Annotated in this window: 12 protein-coding genes and 1 pseudogene; 8 read left to right on the forward strand and 5 right to left on the reverse strand. The window is 63.4% G+C overall.

All coding sequences use genetic code 11. From position 1 onward, the window contains the following. Positions 1-2: 2 nt before the first annotated feature. Complete coding sequence (locus tag MFF34_RS05095; protein ID WP_027593867.1) at positions 3-779, reverse strand: YqcI/YcgG family protein; 777 nt, start codon at positions 777-779, stop codon at positions 3-5. 160 nt (positions 780-939) lie between these two features. Between MFF34_RS05095 and MFF34_RS05100 the strand changes: the two genes are divergently transcribed. After that, positions 940-1,860, forward strand: a complete 921-nt coding sequence (locus tag MFF34_RS05100; protein WP_027593866.1) for a LysR substrate-binding domain-containing protein — start codon at positions 940-942, stop codon at positions 1,858-1,860. On the opposite strand, the gene MFF34_RS05105 is transcribed toward MFF34_RS05100, so the two are convergent. Next, entirely contained in the window at positions 1,845-2,750 is a 906-nt protein-coding gene (locus MFF34_RS05105) for a LysR family transcriptional regulator (RefSeq protein ID WP_238210737.1), read from the reverse strand. The genes MFF34_RS05100 and MFF34_RS05105 overlap by 16 nt on opposite strands. A 119-nt stretch (positions 2,751-2,869) precedes the next feature. Here MFF34_RS05105 and MFF34_RS05110 point away from each other — a divergent pair, with 119 nt between their 5' ends. The 7 genes and pseudogenes from MFF34_RS05110 (at position 2,870) to MFF34_RS05140 (ending at position 14,106) form a co-directional block, all read left to right on the forward strand. Then, positions 2,870-4,060 carry an MFS transporter gene (locus MFF34_RS05110; protein ID WP_238210739.1) on the forward strand — a complete coding sequence of 397 codons (1,191 nt, stop codon included), beginning with the start codon at positions 2,870-2,872 and terminating at the stop codon, positions 4,058-4,060. Positions 4,061-4,283: 223 nt separating this feature from the next. Then, positions 4,284-6,644, forward strand: coding sequence for a DNA polymerase II (locus MFF34_RS05115; RefSeq protein WP_238210740.1), 2,361 nt, complete (start codon positions 4,284-4,286; stop codon positions 6,642-6,644). Between the two features lie 79 nt (positions 6,645-6,723). After that, a complete protein-coding gene (locus MFF34_RS05120) occupies positions 6,724-11,256 on the forward strand; it encodes an NEL-type E3 ubiquitin ligase domain-containing protein (protein WP_238210746.1) in 4,533 nt (1,510 codons plus the stop codon). A gap of 228 nt (positions 11,257-11,484) precedes the next feature. Next, the gene (locus MFF34_RS05125) at positions 11,485-12,045 is read left to right on the forward strand and encodes a DUF4174 domain-containing protein (RefSeq protein ID WP_238210748.1); all 561 of its coding nucleotides are present in this window, start codon (positions 11,485-11,487) and stop codon (positions 12,043-12,045) included. A gap of 164 nt (positions 12,046-12,209) precedes the next feature. Beyond that, a pseudogene (locus tag MFF34_RS05130) lies at positions 12,210-12,500 on the forward strand (EF-hand domain-containing protein); the annotation flags it as partial. Positions 12,501-12,593: 93 nt separating this feature from the next. Next, positions 12,594-13,430 (forward strand): DUF692 domain-containing protein, encoded by an 837-nt coding sequence (locus MFF34_RS05135; protein WP_238210755.1) that lies wholly within the window; start codon positions 12,594-12,596, stop codon positions 13,428-13,430. Then, a complete protein-coding gene (locus MFF34_RS05140; RefSeq protein WP_238210757.1) occupies positions 13,411-14,106 on the forward strand; it encodes a DUF2063 domain-containing protein in 696 nt (231 codons plus the stop codon). The genes MFF34_RS05135 and MFF34_RS05140 overlap by 20 nt, the downstream gene beginning before the upstream one ends. Before the next feature lie 53 nt (positions 14,107-14,159). On the opposite strand, the gene MFF34_RS05145 is transcribed toward MFF34_RS05140, so the two are convergent. From MFF34_RS05145 to MFF34_RS05155, 3 genes are all read right to left on the reverse strand, one after another. After that, positions 14,160-14,669 carry a DoxX family protein gene (locus MFF34_RS05145; protein ID WP_238210759.1) on the reverse strand — a complete coding sequence of 170 codons (510 nt, stop codon included), beginning with the start codon at positions 14,667-14,669 and terminating at the stop codon, positions 14,160-14,162. 165 nt (positions 14,670-14,834) lie between these two features. Next, positions 14,835-16,121, reverse strand: a complete 1,287-nt coding sequence (locus MFF34_RS05150) for a HAMP domain-containing sensor histidine kinase (protein ID WP_238210766.1) — start codon at positions 16,119-16,121, stop codon at positions 14,835-14,837. Beyond that, positions 16,118-16,858, reverse strand: coding sequence for a response regulator (locus tag MFF34_RS05155; protein ID WP_238210769.1), 741 nt, complete (start codon positions 16,856-16,858; stop codon positions 16,118-16,120). Before MFF34_RS05155 ends, MFF34_RS05150 begins: the two co-directional genes overlap by 4 nt. Positions 16,859-16,925: the final 67 nt, after the last annotated feature.

The following is a 16,925-nucleotide window of genomic DNA, read 5'->3' on the forward strand; positions in this document are numbered from 1 at the left end:
GGTCAATTCTCGATCAGTGTGTCGGCTGTTACATGGGCGTGGAACGGGCAGCGCGACGGGTTGAGCGAACCCGCCTCCTGTAGCTGGTACTGCTTCCACTCGTAGTTGTCGGCATCGCCGAACGCGCCAAGGGTGTCGGGCATGATGCCGTTGTTGTAATGCTGTACCCGCTCGCGGATGCGGGCACGGATACGCTTGCCACTTTCGGTGCTGGCGTTGGCCACTTCGTCGAAGTTTTCCCGCGGGTTGATGACGAAAGTGATGTGTGGCCCCAGGTTGCGGCTTTTCATCTGTTGGTGGCCGGGGAAGTTCATGTTGATGAACAGCGGCATACCGGCGTAGCAGAACGACCAGCCCGTGTCGTGGGGGTCAGTCGGCATCGCCTGTGGCCAGGGGTGCGGGTCGCGCGCGTGCACGCCCTGCAGGACCTTCCAGGCCAGCGCCTGTTGCTCGGCAAGGGTGTATTCGCTGGCGGTTTCGAGAAACACCACCAATGGGCTGCCGATGCGCTGCTTGAGCGGGATCGGTGTGATGGTGCGCACGTAGTCAGCCAGGCCCTGGGCGATGTCGTCGGCCAGTTGTTCGGCGCGGGCGAAGAGGATGTGGCAGGTCTCGCTGGCGACTGCCTTGCGGCCAAACAGGCAGGGGAATTCGGGGTTGGCGAGAATGCTGCGAAAATGTTGTATGGTTTTGTATGTCCAATGTTGCGTGTTCCGCACATGTTCAGCGGCCAGCTCTAGCGCATCCAGGCGATAGCAGTTTCCATAACCCGTAAACATGATTTCCCCAGGCATCTAATTAAGTAACGTTCCAGTCATATGCAGGCAGAATCGTTGGTAATCTTTATTATTTACCCGCATTTTCTGAGACAGACTTAACGTTGTAAAACGCGTGGAACTATGACCTACTATTAGTCTCACTCATGCTTCGGACGTCGCCATGTCGGAACGGATTCAGGCCTTGCACGCCCTGCGTGCTTTCGAGGTGGCCTCTCGTTATGGCTCCTTTACACGTGCGGCGGAGGAGCTGGCGCTGACCCAAGGGGCGGTCAGCCACCACATCAAGACCCTCGAGGCCATGTTCGGCTGCGACCTGTTCGAGCGTCGTGGGCCGAAACTGAGCCTGACCGAGCACGGGCGCCTGCTGTCACAAGAGCTCAAGGTCGGCTTCAAGATCATCGAAAACGCCTGCGCGTTGCTGCGACAGGACCGATATGGCGTGCGACTGAAGGCGCCATCCACGCTCACCATGCGCTGGTTGCTCAGGGCCCTGGACGGCTTCAAGAAGCTCGATGACAGCAGCAGCGTGCAACTGTCGAGCGTGTGGATGGACATCGACAGCGTGGACTTCTATTCGGAGCCCTACGACTGCGCCATCCTGTTGGCCAACGGCCGTTTCCCCGCCGATGTCGAGAGCTTCAAGCTGTTCGATGAGTGGCTGATCCCGGTGTGCCACCCCGATTACATGGCGCAAGCCCAGCCCGACCTTGCCGACCTGCGCCAATGCGAGTTCTTGCACCCGTCGCCGGACCGTCGCGACTGGCGACGCTGGCTGGCGCGGATGGACGCACTGGATATCAGCATCGACCAGGGGCAGGTGTTCGATACCCTCGACCAGGGGATTTCGGCGGCCCAGCAAGGCCTGGGCATCTCGGTGGTGGACTTGGTGCTGGCCAGCTCCGACCTGTCGGCGGGGCGGCTGGTGACGCCATTCAAGCACGCGGTGGCGACCGGCGACGGGTATTACATGACCTGGCTGAAATCCAGCCCCAAGGCCCGGCAGATGCACAAACTGCGTGACTTTCTGATCAGCCAGGTGCCGCCGTTGGCCTACAAGGACATCAACTATTTGTACGGTTGAGGGCTGCCGGGGAGCACCCGCTCAAGCATGAAATCGATGAACACCCGCAGCTTGGGCGGCACCTGGCGCCCCGACGGCCACAACAGGTAGAAACTGCCACGCCGCTCCATGAAACTGTCGAGTACCGTCACCAGCGTGCCGGCGGCCAGTTCGCGGCGCACGCTGAAGTCTGGCAGGCAGGTGATGCCGCGGTGGTTGAGGGCGAAGCAGATGCGTGTCTCGACGTGGTTGCACACCATCGAAATGGGGATGTCATAGCCTTGGTCGGGGTGCTCCTGGCGCAGCGGCCAAGTCTCCAGCTTGCCGTTGCTGGGGAAGCGGTAGTGCAGGCAGGTGTGTGCACTCAGGTCGCGGGGGTGGGTGGGCGTGTCGCGTTCGCGCAGGTATTGCGGCGATGCCACCAAGCGATGCTGGAAGTGGCCGAGAAACTTGGCATTGAGGCGCGAATCCACGGGTTGACCGCCGCGCATCACCACATCGAACCCTTCTCCGACGATATCCACCATGCGGTCGGTGAACTCCAGGTCCAGTTCAACCTCAGGGTACAACGCCATGAAGTCGGCCAGCGCCGGCATGACCAGCCCGGTGACCTGAGGCAGGCTCACGCGTAGCCGGCCGCGCGGGGTTTCACTGGCCTGTGACAGTGCCTGCTCGGTGGCCTCGATCTCAGCCAGGATACGGCGGCTGCGTTCAAGAAACAGCGTGCCTTCGGCGGTCAGCGTGATGCTGCGTGTGCTGCGGTGGAACAGGCGCACACCCAGGCGGCTTTCCAGCCGTGCCACGCGCTTGCCCACGGCCGAAGCACTGATGCCCAACGACTGGCCTGCAGCCACGAAACTGCGGGTTTCGGCCACCCGGTTGAAGACCACGAAGCCGCTGAGACTGTCCATTGTGCACTCCTGATTGCGGACATAAATGTCCGGGGTGAACGGCATTGTACCCATCTTTTTCCGCAATACCCCCGGCATGCACACTGCCGGCCTCGATCACCACTTCAAGGCACCCTGCAATGTCCCAGACTTCTTCCGCACCGCTACTGGGTGACAGCGCCGAGCGCTTACCCTTGAGTGGCCTGCTGGCCCTGGCGATGACCGGCTTCATTGCCATCCTCAGCGAAACCCTGCCTGCCGGCCTGCTGGACCAGATCGCCGGCGGCATGGTGATCAGCCAGGCCATGGCCGGGCAGTGGGTCACGGCGTATGCATTGGGCTCGCTGCTGACGGCCATCCCGCTGGTGACCCTGACCCAAGGCTGGTATCGCCGCCGTGCACTGCTGCTGGCGATTGGTGGCTTCGTGCTGTTCAACGGGTTGACGGCCTTGTCGTCGTCCAATGCCCTTACCCTGGTGCTGCGCTTTTTCACCGGTGCCGCAGCCGGCCTGGCTTGGGGATTGATTGCCGGCCATGCCCGGCGCATGGTGCCGGTGGCCTTGCAGGGGCGGGCGATGGCGGTGGCCATGCTCGGCCAGCCGATAGCCTTGTCCCTCGGCTTGCCCATCGGCACCTGGCTAGGGGCACTGTTGGGGTGGCGGGCCACCTTTGTCGTGGTCACTGTGGTGGCGCTGCTGCTAGTCGTCTGGGTGTTGCGCGCCGTGCCGGACTACCCGGGGCAGGCCGCCGGCAAGCGACCGGCGGCGCTGCAGGTGTTGCGCACACCTGGCGTGGCGTTGGTGCTGTTGGTGATCATGACCTGGATCCTCGGCCACAACATTCTGTATACCTACATCGTGCCGCTGCTGGCGGCGGCGGGGATGGCCGCCGAAATCGGCCAGGTGTTGATGGTGTTCGGCTTGTCGGCGCTGGCGGGCATCGGCCTGGTCGGGCTGTTGGTCGATCGCCACCTGCGCACGCTGGTGCTGCTCAGCCTGGCCGGTTTTGCCGTGGCCACCCTGATGCTGGGGCAGGCGTCCTCGTGGGCCCTGTACCTGAGCATCGCGCTGTGGGGCGTGACCTACGGCGGCGCGCCAACACTGCTACAGACGGCCTGCGCAGATGCGGCGGGCGAGGGCGGTGACGTGGCGCAGTCGATGCTGGTGACGGTATGGAACAGCGCCATTGCCTTGGGCGGGATTATCGGTGGGTTGCTGCTGACCGGGGCGGGCGTCGCCTGGTTTGGCCCCGTGGCGCTGGTATTGATTGGCCTGGCGTGGCTGCTGGCCTGGGCAGGGCGCCGTGGCGGGTTCAAGGCCGGCTCCCGATAGTTTCCAGGCCTACGCGGTCTTTGTAGGAGCAGCCTTGTGCTGCGAAGAGGCCAGTACTGACCATGCAACTCTGCCAGGTTTACCGGCCTCTTCGCAGCACAAGGCTGCTCCTACAGAGGCCGGGTCGGATCTGAGGACAACGCAAGACATGGCAACCCCTGGATTGCCCTGCACAGGGTAGAATCGTCACTTACAGCACAACAGACGATCAGAGGTCCACGCGGTGGAATTGCAGCAGGGCTTTGTCCTGACCCGGCATTGGCATGACACACCCGAAGGCACGTGCGTGGAGTTCTGGCTGGCGACGGACCAGGGCCCGCGCCAGCTGCGCTTGGCGCCGCAAGTCTCGGTGGCGTTCATCGCGCAGGCGCAGGCCGAACATGCGCGCGTGCTGTTGGCCAACGAGCCGGGTGTCGAGCTTAAGCCCTTGCAACTGCGCGACTTCGATCAGCGCCCGGTGCTTGGCTTGTACTGCCGCCAGCATCGCCAGTTGATGCAACTGGAGCAACGCCTGCGCAACGCCGGCGTCGAGGTGTACGAAGCCGATATCCGCCCCCCCGAGCGCTACCTGATGGAGCGCTTCATCACGGCCCCGGTGCAGTTCACCGGCCAGCCAGACGCCCACGGCGTGCTCTGCGACGGCCAGCTCAAGCCACTGCCAGACTACCGACCGCCGCTGCGCCTGGTGTCGCTGGATATCGAAACCAGCGAGCGCGGCGCGCTGTACAGCATCGCCCTCGAAGGCTGCGGCCAGCGCCAGGTGTACATGCTCGGCCCGGCCAACGGCGACAGCAGCGCGGAGGGCTTCGACCTGCAGTACTGCGACGACCCTGCCGCGCTGCTCGATTGCCTCAACCAATGGATGGCCCGGCACGACCCGGATGCGATCATCGGCTGGAACCTGGTGCAGTTCGACCTGCGTCTGTTGCACGAACACGCCAAACACCTGCAGGTGCCTTTGGCCCTGGGCCGCAACGGCGCGCCCATGGCCTTGCGCGCTCACGCCAGCGGCGGCCACGTGTTCGCCGATGCCCCTGGGCGCTTGCTGATCGACGGCATCGAAGCCTTGCGTTCGGCAACCTGGAGCTTCCCGTCGTTCAGCCTGGAGAGCGTTGCCCAAACGCTGCTGGGGGAGGGCAAGGCGATCAGCACGCCATACCAGCGCATGGATGAAATCAACCGCATGTTCGCCGAGGACAAACCGTCGCTGGCGCGCTACAACCTCAAGGACTGCGAACTGGTCACGCGCATCTTCGCCCACACCCGGTTGCTCGAGTTCCTGCTCGAACGCGCCTCGGTCACCGGCTTGGCCGTGGACCGAAGCGGTGGCTCGGTGGCCGCGTTCTGCCATTTGTACATACCGCAGATGCACCGTTTGGGCTTTGTCGCGCCCAACCTCGGCAGCCGCCCGGACGAAGCCAGCCCCGGAGGTTTTGTCATGGACTCACGCCCTGGCCTCTACGATTCGGTGCTGGTGCTGGACTACAAGAGCCTGTACCCCTCGATCATCCGTACCTTCCTGATCGACCCGGTGGGCCTCGTCGAAGGCTTGCGTCAGCCCGACCCGCAGCACGCGGTCGAAGGTTTTCGCGGCGGGCGCTTTTCGCGCAGCCAGCACTGCCTGCCGGCCATCGTCGAGCGGGTATGGCAGGGCAGGGAGGCGGCCAAGCGCGCGGGCAACGCGCCGCTGTCGCAGGCCCTCAAAATCATCATGAATGCCTTCTACGGCGTACTGGGCTCCAGTGGCTGCCGCTTCTTCGACCCGCGCCTGGCATCGTCGATCACCATGCGCGGGCACCAGATCATGCGCCAGACCCGCGAACTGATCGAAGCCCGCGGTTTCGATGTGATCTATGGCGATACCGACTCCACCTTCGTCTGGCTCAAGGGTGCCCATGACGAGGACGCTGCAGCGCGCATCGGCCGCGAGCTGGTGGCCGAGGTCAACCACTGGTGGCGCCGGCACTTGAGTGATTCGATGGGCCTGGAGAGTGCCCTGGAGTTGCAGTTCGAAACCCATTACCGACGCTTCCTGATGCCGACCATCCGCGGTACCGAAGAAGGCAGCAAGAAGCGCTACGCAGGGCTGGTGCAGCGCGCCGACGGCAGCGAGGAGATGGTCTACAAAGGCCTGGAGTCGGTACGCACCGACTGGTCGCCGCTGGCCCGGGAATTTCAGCAGGCGCTTTACGGGCGGATCTTCCGTGGCCAACCGTACCGCGACTATGTGCGCCAGTACGTGCAGCAGACCTTGGCCGGCGAATTCGATGAGCTGATGGTGTACCGCAAGCGCTTGCGTCGTCCGCTGGCCGATTACCAGCGTAACGTGCCGCCGCATGTGCGCGCCGCGCGCCTGGCCGATGAGTACAACAGCCGCCTCGGCCGCCCCCGGCAGTACCAGAACGGCGGCTGGATCAGCTACCTGATGACCACCGCCGGCCCTGAACCCTTGGAGAGCCTGCAGGCACCCATTGATTACGAGCATTACCTGAGCCGCCAACTGCAACCGGTGGCCGACGCCATCCTGCCCTTTGTCGGGGATGATTTCGCGGCGTTGACCGGCCGCCAGCTACAGCTGTTCTGAGCCCAGGCATTACCTATCTAGCGCCTCGACAAACCGCGGCTGCCTAGGCTGGCCTCTTTACCCACAAGAGGCTTTACGCATGGGCACTACACACTCGCCAGAGGATCAGGCTGGGGGCAATGCCGCCGTCCGCCCCGACACGCTGCAGCGCGACAGCGATGCGTTTCAGGATGGTTTCATCAGCAAGCGCCTGCCCCGTTGGTTGCGACAGGCGCCCATTGACCAACTGCCTGCGATCAGCCACGCCTTGGCCAAGAGCCTTGAAAGCCGTCAGCAACTGGGCGCGTTGCTGACGCGCATCGAAGGCATCGATGGCTTCGTCGCCTCCCGGCTGGAGAAGGCGCTCAGCGAGCGTTACGGGGTTACCTACAACCTGCATCGGTTGAAGTTTCTCGAAGGGCGCCGTGAACCGGTGATCAACGCCCAGCCGGTGGGGGCTCACCTCACAGAAGTGGTGTACGACGAAAAACCACTGCTTGAGGTGGCAATGCGCAACTTTACCGCCGAACAGGCCAGCGCGGGCGGCCAGCCGGCTGGCAACCGGTTGCTGGTACCGCGCTCTGGCGCGCGCAAACCGCCCACCGCCATCGCCTTTGCTGCGCTGTGCCGCGAGCTCGACCTGGGGCAGGGCTACCAGCAGCATCTGGACAGCATTCTCAAACCGGCCAATGACGAAAAACGCATCGAGACGTTGCTGGTCGATGCCGTGCGCTACGCCATGCTGGTGGATGGCTACAAGGCCCGGCAAGACAACCTGCTGGATGCCAGCGAGCTGAAATTGCTGGTGGGCATGTGCCTCGAGGGCAAGCTGCTGCGCCTGGCAGGTGACCTGGTGGTGGCCAAGCAGCTGAAGCTGCTCGGGTATGCGCTTGAGCAGGTGGTGGTACTGGAGGTGATCGATCAAGGCCCTTTGTTCAACACCACGCGGCGTTTGCTGATGTATGTGCCGGGTGATCCGGTGGCGCCCTGGAGTGCATTCGGCAGCCTCAGTGACCTCAACCGTGAGCTGGGCCATCGCTTGCGCGTCAAGACGTATCAGCGATTCTTCAGCCGCTTCGTGCTCAGGCGCGACAGCCAGGCGTTCTTCGCCACGGTAACGCCCGTTTTTGATGACCTGCCGGCCTGGGCAAGTTATGACCTCGCCCCCCGTTTGCAGGCCTACCCGTCACCGCTGTTCAACAGCCTCGCACAGTCGCGTATCCGCCAGGTCAAAGAGGATGCGGCAATGATCGCGGTGCCGGTGGCGCGGCTCGACCGCGGAGTCCAGCGTGCCCATGACGAGCGCCTGGCTGCCGAAGGCTGGCTGCTGCTGAACCTGGCGTCGTTTTTTGTCCCGGGCCTGGGCCTGGTAATGCTCGCGGTGACTGTATGGGAGTTGCTGGGCGAGGTTTACCATGGCATCGAGGCCTTGCAGGCGGGTGATGCCCAGGAGGCACTCGACCATTTGACCCACGTCGCCACTGACCTTGCGGTGATTGCGGCGACGGTGGCGGGCGTTACGGTGGCGCGGCGGTTGTGGACGCGTTCTGCCGTGGTCGATGCGATGGTGCCTGCACAGCTGGAGGACGGTAGCAGCAAGCTTTGGCAGCAGGATCTGGCACCTTACCGCAGCGTCGCGCCGGGGCCTGCGGCTACGCAGGATGCCTTGGGGATTCGACGCCACGCCGGGCAGGCCTGGATCGAAATGGACGGCCACCACTACCCTGTGGTCGACCCCGGCAGCGAGGGCCAATGGCAGCTTCGCCCGCGCAGCGGCAATGGGCCTGCGCTGCGTCACAACGGTGCCGGCGCCTGGCGCGTCTGGAGCGAGCAACCTGCGCAATGGGATGACACCCATCGCATGTTCCGCCGCCTTGGCACGCCGTTGGACAGCATGACGGACGAGCAGATCGACCAGGTGCTGGGGTTTCATGACCTGGGTGCCGATCACCTGCGGGCCCTGCATGTGTATGGGCGTGCGCCCGAGGCCGGCATGCTCGACAGTGCCGAGCGTTGCAGGATCGATCAGCGGATCCGCCAGGTGATCAGCTGCTTGCGGGCGGGCGAGCCGGTCGAGGATGCCACCGTGCTGCAGCATGCCCAGCGCTTGCCGGGTGCAGCCGGTGTGTCGGACTCGGTGTTGGCCGAACTCGCTTGGGCCCAGCGCCGCCTTTTATTGGGGCACCTGTATGACGCCGTGCAGGTCAGCGACAGCCCTGGCAGTGCCTTGCTGCGCAATGTGTTTCCAGGCTTGCACCCGCGGGCCGCGCAGGCGCTGCTGAAGGCAGCCAATGGGGATGACCGACGGCGGGTGCTGCAAAGTGGCCGGGTGCCATTGAACCTGGCCGAAGCGGCCAGGCGCGCTGTCGCGACCATTCGCAAGGTCAGGGTACTTGAAGCGTTGAGCTTGGATACCCCACAGAATGCCGACTTGGCGCGTGTCGCACTGGGGATGCTCAAGCACTTGCCTGGCACTGGCCAAGGCGTGCGTTGGCGCTTGTTCGAAGGCCATCGCGGTGGGCCGCTGCTGGCATCGACCGAGGACGGCGCGCAGGCATTCGACTTGCTGCACCACGCGGGCACGTTCCAATTGCTCGATGCTCAAGCGGTGCCGCAAGGCGAGGCAGGCGAATTGTTCGACGTGATGGCCGCAGCCTATTCACCGTCCCAGCGCGAGTCGATGCAGATAGGGGAACCCTTCGCCCATAACCTCAGGGTTGTGCTGGCGCGCGAGGCTATGCGGCGTCGCACCGAGCTTGAAGGGTTGCTGGGTGTGCAGCCCCGCGGAATGTTCCGTCCACCCCAGCGTTTGGCCGATGGCCGTCTGGGTTACCCCTTGGGGGGCCGTAATTCGGGTGGCCCTGGGCGTCCGGAGAGGGCACTGGCAGCATCGGTGCGTGACTTGTTCCCCTCGTTCAGTGACGAGCAGGTGGCCACATGGAGCGACAATGTGCGACGCTCGGGGCGTCAACTGGAAGCGGTATTGGCCGAGTTGCGTGCAGAGTACAGGGTGCTGCGCAACAGCTTGGAAGGGTGGGTCGGGGAGGCTCAAGGTGCTGTGAGGGAAGACCGTACCTGCATGCGCAACACGCTGCTCGATTGCTGGCGGCGCACCACCGATGCAGGGCAAACCCACCTCGACACCGACCACAACTACCGGATGGTCTTGTACAACATGCGGCCCGGAGAGCTGCCGGAAATGCCGGCGCAGGTCAGCTTTGCTCATGTTTCGGATGTCTCACTGCTGCGCATGGAGCTGCAGGAGATTCCTGCGAGCTTTCTACTCGCTTTTCCCCATGTGCGATTGCTGGACCTGGGAGGGAATTTACTGACCCGCTTGCCGCAGCCGTTGCTGCAGATGCGCCACTTGTGTCAGTTGACCCTGACCAACAACCAGATCGTGTTGAACATCAGCCAGGCCGCGACCTTGGCAAGCTCCACGACCCTCGAGTACCTCGACCTGTCTCATAACCCATTGGGGCGTGCCTTCACGTTGAGTGGTCTCACCGCTCTTCGCTGGCTGAACTTGCGCAACACGGGGCTGACGCAGTTTCCGCACGGCGTGGACAACCGCTCAAGCCTGGTTTACATGGACATGCGCGAGAACCGCCTCACGCGGATTCCAGAGTGGTTCTATCAGCTGGCACCCGGCTTTCGCCGTCGCATCAGATTGGCCGGCAATCCGCTGGAGAACGCCGAACTGATTCGCCTGCAGGCGGCGCTGATGGGGCCGGCCATGCCGACGGACGAGGTGCTGCTTTACGAACAACTCGAGCGTGCCCGCGCCGTTTGGGGGGATGCTGTCGGGCCGCGTTATCGGGGCCTGCTGATGGCGGCTTGGGAGTCGGTAGACATAGGGGAGCCTGCAGATCGCTTCTTTCGCGTCCTTCAGCAGTTGCTGCAATCTGCGGATTTTCACATCAATGCCGAAGCCCTCGCTCAGCGGGTACTGGCCGTGCTGCAGGCGATGGCCCGAGAGCCGGCCCTTCGCGAAGCCTTGATGGACATCGCCAACGACGAGTGGGGTTGCCAGGACGGCGCGACCTGGTGCCTCAGCAACCTTGAGTTGAACGTGTTGGTGTGGCGCGCCCGGACCGATGACCCAGGCAATACCGAGCAATCCTTGCTTGCATTGGGGCGGCGTTTGTGGCGCCTGGATGAAGTCGACCGGCTGGCTGTGCTGGACATCCTGGCACGCGGCGGCAACCCGGATGAAAGCGAAGTGGGGCTCGCCTATCGCCTCGGGTTGCGGGATCGCCTGAACTTGCCCATTGCAGTGGGCGACATGAGTTTTCGCCCCCTGGCAGGGGTCACTGAGGCGCACCTTGCACGGGCGCAAGCGCAAGTGCTCGAGGCAGAGACGCAAGAGGAAATCGCACGTTCGCTGGTGGACCGAACGTTCTGGCAGGGGCACCTGGAACGGGCTCACCCTGAGCGCTTCGCGCAAGTGGACAGGCCGTTCCGGCGCCGCCTTGATCGCGTGCTCGACAATGAGGCGTTGACGGACGAGGCCAGGCAAGCTGAGTCGGATGCGATTCTTGCCGCGCAGCGCGCTGCCCGGCGCGGGTTGATGCTCGACATGACGCTGGCGGCGTTGGAGGCCGGGCCTCCGGGCGCTGGCATCGACGTGTAGCAACACCGCGTATGAGGCGTTGCGCAGCCTTGCCAGCAGTGGCTTTGGGCTATGCTCAGTCAGGAGGCGGCTTTTTCGGCAAAGTCCGCCATCCTGATCTGACACATGGCTGGAAATTGTCAGTTACTTTTCCTTCGCCACGCAGCTTTTGAAGTGGTTTAGGCTCCAGGTCGGATTTTTCTCCGTGATCTGTAGTCATTGGTTTATCGAGACATTAAGGAGATGTGTATGCTCGTCCGGTCACTGACCCTCGCTACCTTGCTCGCCGTCACCGGCCCACTGTTCGCCGCCGACAGCGACGCTCCACTGGCCAAGGAGCTGGGCAAGGCACGGCCTCTGGTGATCATTGCCCCCAGTTCAGCCGACCCGACATTACGTGGCTTGAACAAAGCGCTGGAAGACCCTGCCATCCAGGCGGCTTTCAAGGAGCGCAGCCTGGTGCTGTACAGCGTTGCCAAGATGGTCGGCAAGCGCGAAGACAAAAACCTCGAGCAGCAAACCACCATGGCCCTGATCCGCGAACTCAAGCTTGGCGCGAGCGCGGGCACCAAGGTGATCCTGGTGGGCAAGGACGGTGAACGGCACATGCTCAAGGATGACGCCACGGGCGAGCCAATCGACCCGCAGGCCATCCTCAAGGCGGTCGATGAGCTGCCGGCGAGCGAGAAGGCCGTGACTGCGCCAGAGCCTGTCGCGGTGGCACCTGAAACCAAGGGCAAGGACAGCAAACCGGCGAAACCCGTCAAACCTGCCAAGCCGGCAGCGCCGCCCAAGCCGCTGGAAGACTGACTGCCTTCACCCGCCACTGGCCGTAGGGGCGGGTGCTCTGTATCACACTGTATCCTGCAGGCCTACAGACCTATTCATGTACAAAATGCCGATTTCGGCGATACAACCTCGACACATCCACCCGGCCTAATGGCTCCACTTTCCAACCACAGTGGAGCTACACCATGACTCATGCACGCAACACTCTCGGCCTGCTTGGCGCCGCCCTGATCGGCAGCATGGCCTTTGGCAGCAGCGCGTTCGCTGTCGAGCCGCTGTCCCAGGGGTATCAGCTGGCTTCCGCCAAGGTGCCTGGCGAAGGCAAATGCGGTGAAGGCAAGTGCGGTGGCAGCGGCAAGGCCGCCCAGGGTGAGGGCAAGTGCGGTGGCGACAAGAAGGCCAGCCATGGCGAAGGCAAGGGCGGTGAAGGTAAATGTGGCGGCGCTGGCAAGGCAGCAGAAGCCTCGTCCAGCGAAGTGACCGGTAAGTCCTGAGTTAAACCCTTGGAATGACACAACGCCCCTCCTGCTGGTCAGGCGGGGCGTTTTGCGTGTTGTGGAGACTTATCGATGACGACCACACCCTTGCTTGTCGGCCTTGGCCTGCGCCGTGGCCTGATGGCTGAATTGCTTATGCTGGAAGACGGTGCCGTGGATTTTCTGGAGTGCGCGCCAGAAAACTGGATTGGGGTCGGAGGCGCTTATGGCAAAGGCCTGGCGCAATTGACCGAACGGTTTGCGCTGGCCTGCCATGGGCTGTCCTTGTCCTTGGGCGGCAGCCTGCCGCTGGACCGGGGTTTGCTGGACCAGACCCGGCGCTTTCTCGATCGCCATCAGGTACGCCTGTACAGCGAACACCTGAGCTATTGCAGCGATGACGGCCACCTCTACGACCTGATGCCGATCCCCTTCACGCAAGAGGCGGTGCATCACGTCGCCACCAGAATTCGCCAGGCCCAGGACCATTTGCAGCGGCGTATCGCCGTGGAAAACATCAGCTATTACGCGGCGCCCTACCAAGCGATGAGCGAGCTGGACTTCATTCGCGCAGTGCTCGACGAGGCCGACTGCGACCTGCTTCTGGACGTCAACAACGTGTTCGTCAACGCCTGCAACCATGGCTACGATGCGCAGGCCTTCCTTCAGGGGCTGCCGCCGGCACGCGTCGTCGGCATGCATGTGGCGGGTCATTACGACGAGGCCCCGGACCTCAAGGTGGATACCCACGGCGCACCCGTGAAGGAAGATGTCTGGTCGTTGTTCGCGATGGCCTGCAAGCATTTTGGCGCACAGCCGACAACGCTCGAGCGAGACTTCAACTACCCGCCCTTGGCCGAACTGCTCGAAGAGACTGACCGCATTCGCACGGTGCAGCGGGAGGTGTCGCATGAGCGAATTGTTGCGTGAACAACAGTTCTCGCTGGCGCGGCATCTGCGAGATCCGCAGCGGCATGCCCCACCGCCAGGCATCGAGGCACGCCGGCTGAAGGTTTACCGTGAGCTGTTCTATGGCGCCATCGAAGGCCTGCTGGCCGGCAGCTTTCCGGTGCTGCGGCAAACCTTGGGCGAGCCGCGCTGGCATGCCCGCGTGCGGGATTTTTATGCCAACTACCGCAGCCAGACACCCTTGTTCACCGAGATCGCCGAAGCGTTCATCGACTACCTCCAGGGCATCGAACTGGATGCCCCGTGGCAGCTGGAACTTGCCCACTACGAGTGGATCGAGGCCCAGCTGTACCTCAGCGATGCCGAAGACCCGGCTCATGACCCACAGGGTGACCTGCTGCAGGGGGAGCCGCTGCTGTCGTGCACGGCCAGGGTATTGGCCTACCGTTGGCCAGTTGACCGTATCGGCCCGGATTATCAACCGCAGGAGGCACCTGAACCCACCTTGCTGCTGGTCTACCGCGACGCCGGGCTGCAGGTACGCTTCGCTCGCCTGGCACCCATGGCTTACCGCTTGCTCACAGAGGTGATGGGTACTGGGCTGGCGCGTCTGCATGCATTGGGTGGGGATCAGGAGCAAGGCTTGGCACTGTTGGAGAGCCTGCGCGCGCAAGGCATTGTCATCGGTACAGCCTGAGACAAAAAACGGGCTCGGCGCCTACTGGCCCCGAGCCCGTTGCTATTTACGCGTCATGCCCTGGCTGCGAGCCGCGCGTTGAGCCAGTGGTCAAGGCTCAGGCGGCCGGCCCCCTTGAGCAGCAGTGGCAGCAGTGCTACCAGGTAGATCAGCGGCAACTTGAAGTTGCCGAAACCCTGGTCGGTGATGGCATAACCCTGAGCCAGCTCCGCCAGGCTCGACCACTGTGACGGCCAATGCACCGCAGCGATGGCCACCACAGTGATGACCATGAGCCCGGCCGAGGCCAGCCGTGTGCCCAGGCCAAGCAACAGCAGTAAAGGCAGCACCAGCTCGGCCCACATCGACAGTTGCCAGTTCAGCGCTGCTGGCAGTGCACTGAACGGGAAGGGGAAACTGGACTGCAGGTCGCCGAACCAGTTGGTGCCGTTGTATTTTTCCAGACCAGACTCGAAAAACTCCCAGGCCAGAAACAGCCGCAGCGGCAAGTCGGCGCTCCAGTTTCCGATCCGGTCAATGTGGCTGAAGGGGTGGGTAAATGCCGTCATGTTGGGACGTGTCATCGGTTTAACTCCTGGCGTGCCAATGTGTGGCCGGGAGTGTGTAGCGGTGGCGTATCGACAGTGTGTCGGCGGAGGCGACAGTGTGTATCGGACTGTAGCGATCGGTTGCGTAAGGCGGCATCCCTATCACGCGTAAGGCCTGGAGGGGCGACATGCCGGTGGCACTCACTTCAACTCGATCTGTGCACACAACCCGCCACCTTGGCGATTGCTCAGGGTCAAGCGCCCACCCATGGCCTGGGTCAATTGCTGCGCGATCGCCAGCCCCAAGCCGGTGCCTCCGGTACTGCGGTTACGCGAGCTTTCTACCCGGTAAAAAGGCTTGAGCACTTCATTGAGCTCATCTTCCGGAATCCCTGGGCCGTCATCGAGTATCCGAATCCGGGTGCATCCTTGTTCACGGCTCACCTCCAACTGTGCTTTACCCGCGAACTTCAAGGCGTTGTCCACCAGGTTGACCAACACCCTGCGCAGCGCATGCGGGCGGGTTTCCAGCAGGCCGTCGGCGTTGCCGTGGCGTTCGACCAGGGCGCCGCTGTCCTGGTAGTCGAACACCAGGCTGTCGAGGAAGGCATCCAGGTTGATCCGGCATGGGGCTTCGGTGTTGATGTCCATGCTGCGGGCATAGGCTACACCTTCGCGTACCAGGTGCTCCATGGCATCCAGGTCGTGCGACAGCTTATCTTTCTCCACCCCCTCGTCCATCACTTCGACCCGCAACTTCATGCGGGTGATGGGGGTTTGCAGGTCGTGGGAAATCGCCGCCAGCAACTGCATGCGCTCCTTGAGGTAGGCCGCAATTCGCGCCTGCAAGGCATTGAAGGCAACGGCGGCGTACTTCACCTCGCGCGGGCCGCTCTCGTCCAGTTGCACACCGGGTTTGTCTGGGTCGAGGTTGTCCACGGCCTGCGACAGGCGGGTAAGCGGGCCGATGGCCAGGCGCACTGCCAGCCAAGTGCACAGCAACAGCACGGCCAACTGAATCAGCAAAACCACCGGCAGCCAGCGGGCGATCGGCACGGGGGTCGGGGTGACGTCGATGGTCAGGGGCGCGCCATCTGCCAGGTTCAAGTGCACCTGAAAGTGCGCATTGGGGCCGGGGATCTCCTGGAAGGTCAGGCGAAAGTCGTCGCCAATGGCTTTGACGATCGACTCGGCGGCCATGGGCGGGTCGCTGGTCGGCATCGCCTGGCCATCCTGGCCCTGGTCAAGGTGGTAGCGGTAGGTGCGCCGCTCCAGGCGCGGCAGCCAGGCGGCACGTTCGGCGGCGGGCAGCCGGTCGAGGATGGCGACGGAAGTAGCGACGTCCTGTTCCAGGTTGCTGAGCATCATCGAGCGGCTGCTGATATAGCGCTCGTAGGCTTGCAGGCCGAACGACAACCCATAGGCCAGTACCAGCCCTGTGAAGAAGATCAATGCCAGGCGCGAGGCCAGGGTACGGGGCCATTTCATGAGGGCGACTCGAGCAATTGTACCGGCAGCGAGAACACGTAGCCTTCGCTGCGCACGGTCTTGATGCAGCTGGGTTCGCGGGCGTCATCACCCAGGCGCTGGCGCAGGCGGCTGACCAGCAGGTCGATGGAGCGGTCGAAGATGTCCGCCTCACGGCCCTGGGTGAGGTTGAGCAATTGTTCGCGGCTGAGCACCCGCTGCGGGTGGTCGAGGAATACCCGCAGTAGCCGGTACTCGGCGCCGCTCAGGGCCACCAGGGTGTCTTCAGTGTCGAGCAGGTGGCGTGCGGTGGTGTCCAGGCGCCATTGGCCGAAGGCCAGCAGGCGGCTGCTTTCGCTGATGGTCAGGTTCGGCGGCAGCATGCGCGTGCGGCGTAGCACGGCATTGATGCGGGCCAGCAGTTCGCGTGCGGAAAACGGCTTGGTCAGGTAGTCGTCGGCGCCCATCTCTAGGCCGATGATGCGGTCGGTTTCGTCGTTGCGTGCGGTCAGCATCAGCACGGGCGTGTTGCGGTGTTTGCCGGCACGCAGTTCACGGCACAGCAACAGGCCATCGTCGCCGGGCATCATGATGTCGAGGACGATCAAGTCGACGCTGTTGGCTTCGAGAAAGGCGCGCATCTGCCGGCCATCGGCAACAATGCTGGTACGCAGGCCGTTCTTTTTCAGGTAGTTGCCGACCAGTTCGCGGATCTCGCGGTCGTCGTCGACGATCAGGATGTGATCGACGTGTTCCATGCGCAGCGTTCCTGTATGGGGTGGGTTGGCGCAGTGTACCGAGCGTCATCGCGCTTGCCTGCGGGGT

Source organism: Pseudomonas sp. PAGU 2196 (assembly GCF_022179005.1).
GTDB classification, from domain to species: Bacteria; Pseudomonadota; Gammaproteobacteria; order Pseudomonadales; family Pseudomonadaceae; genus Aquipseudomonas; species Aquipseudomonas kermanshahensis.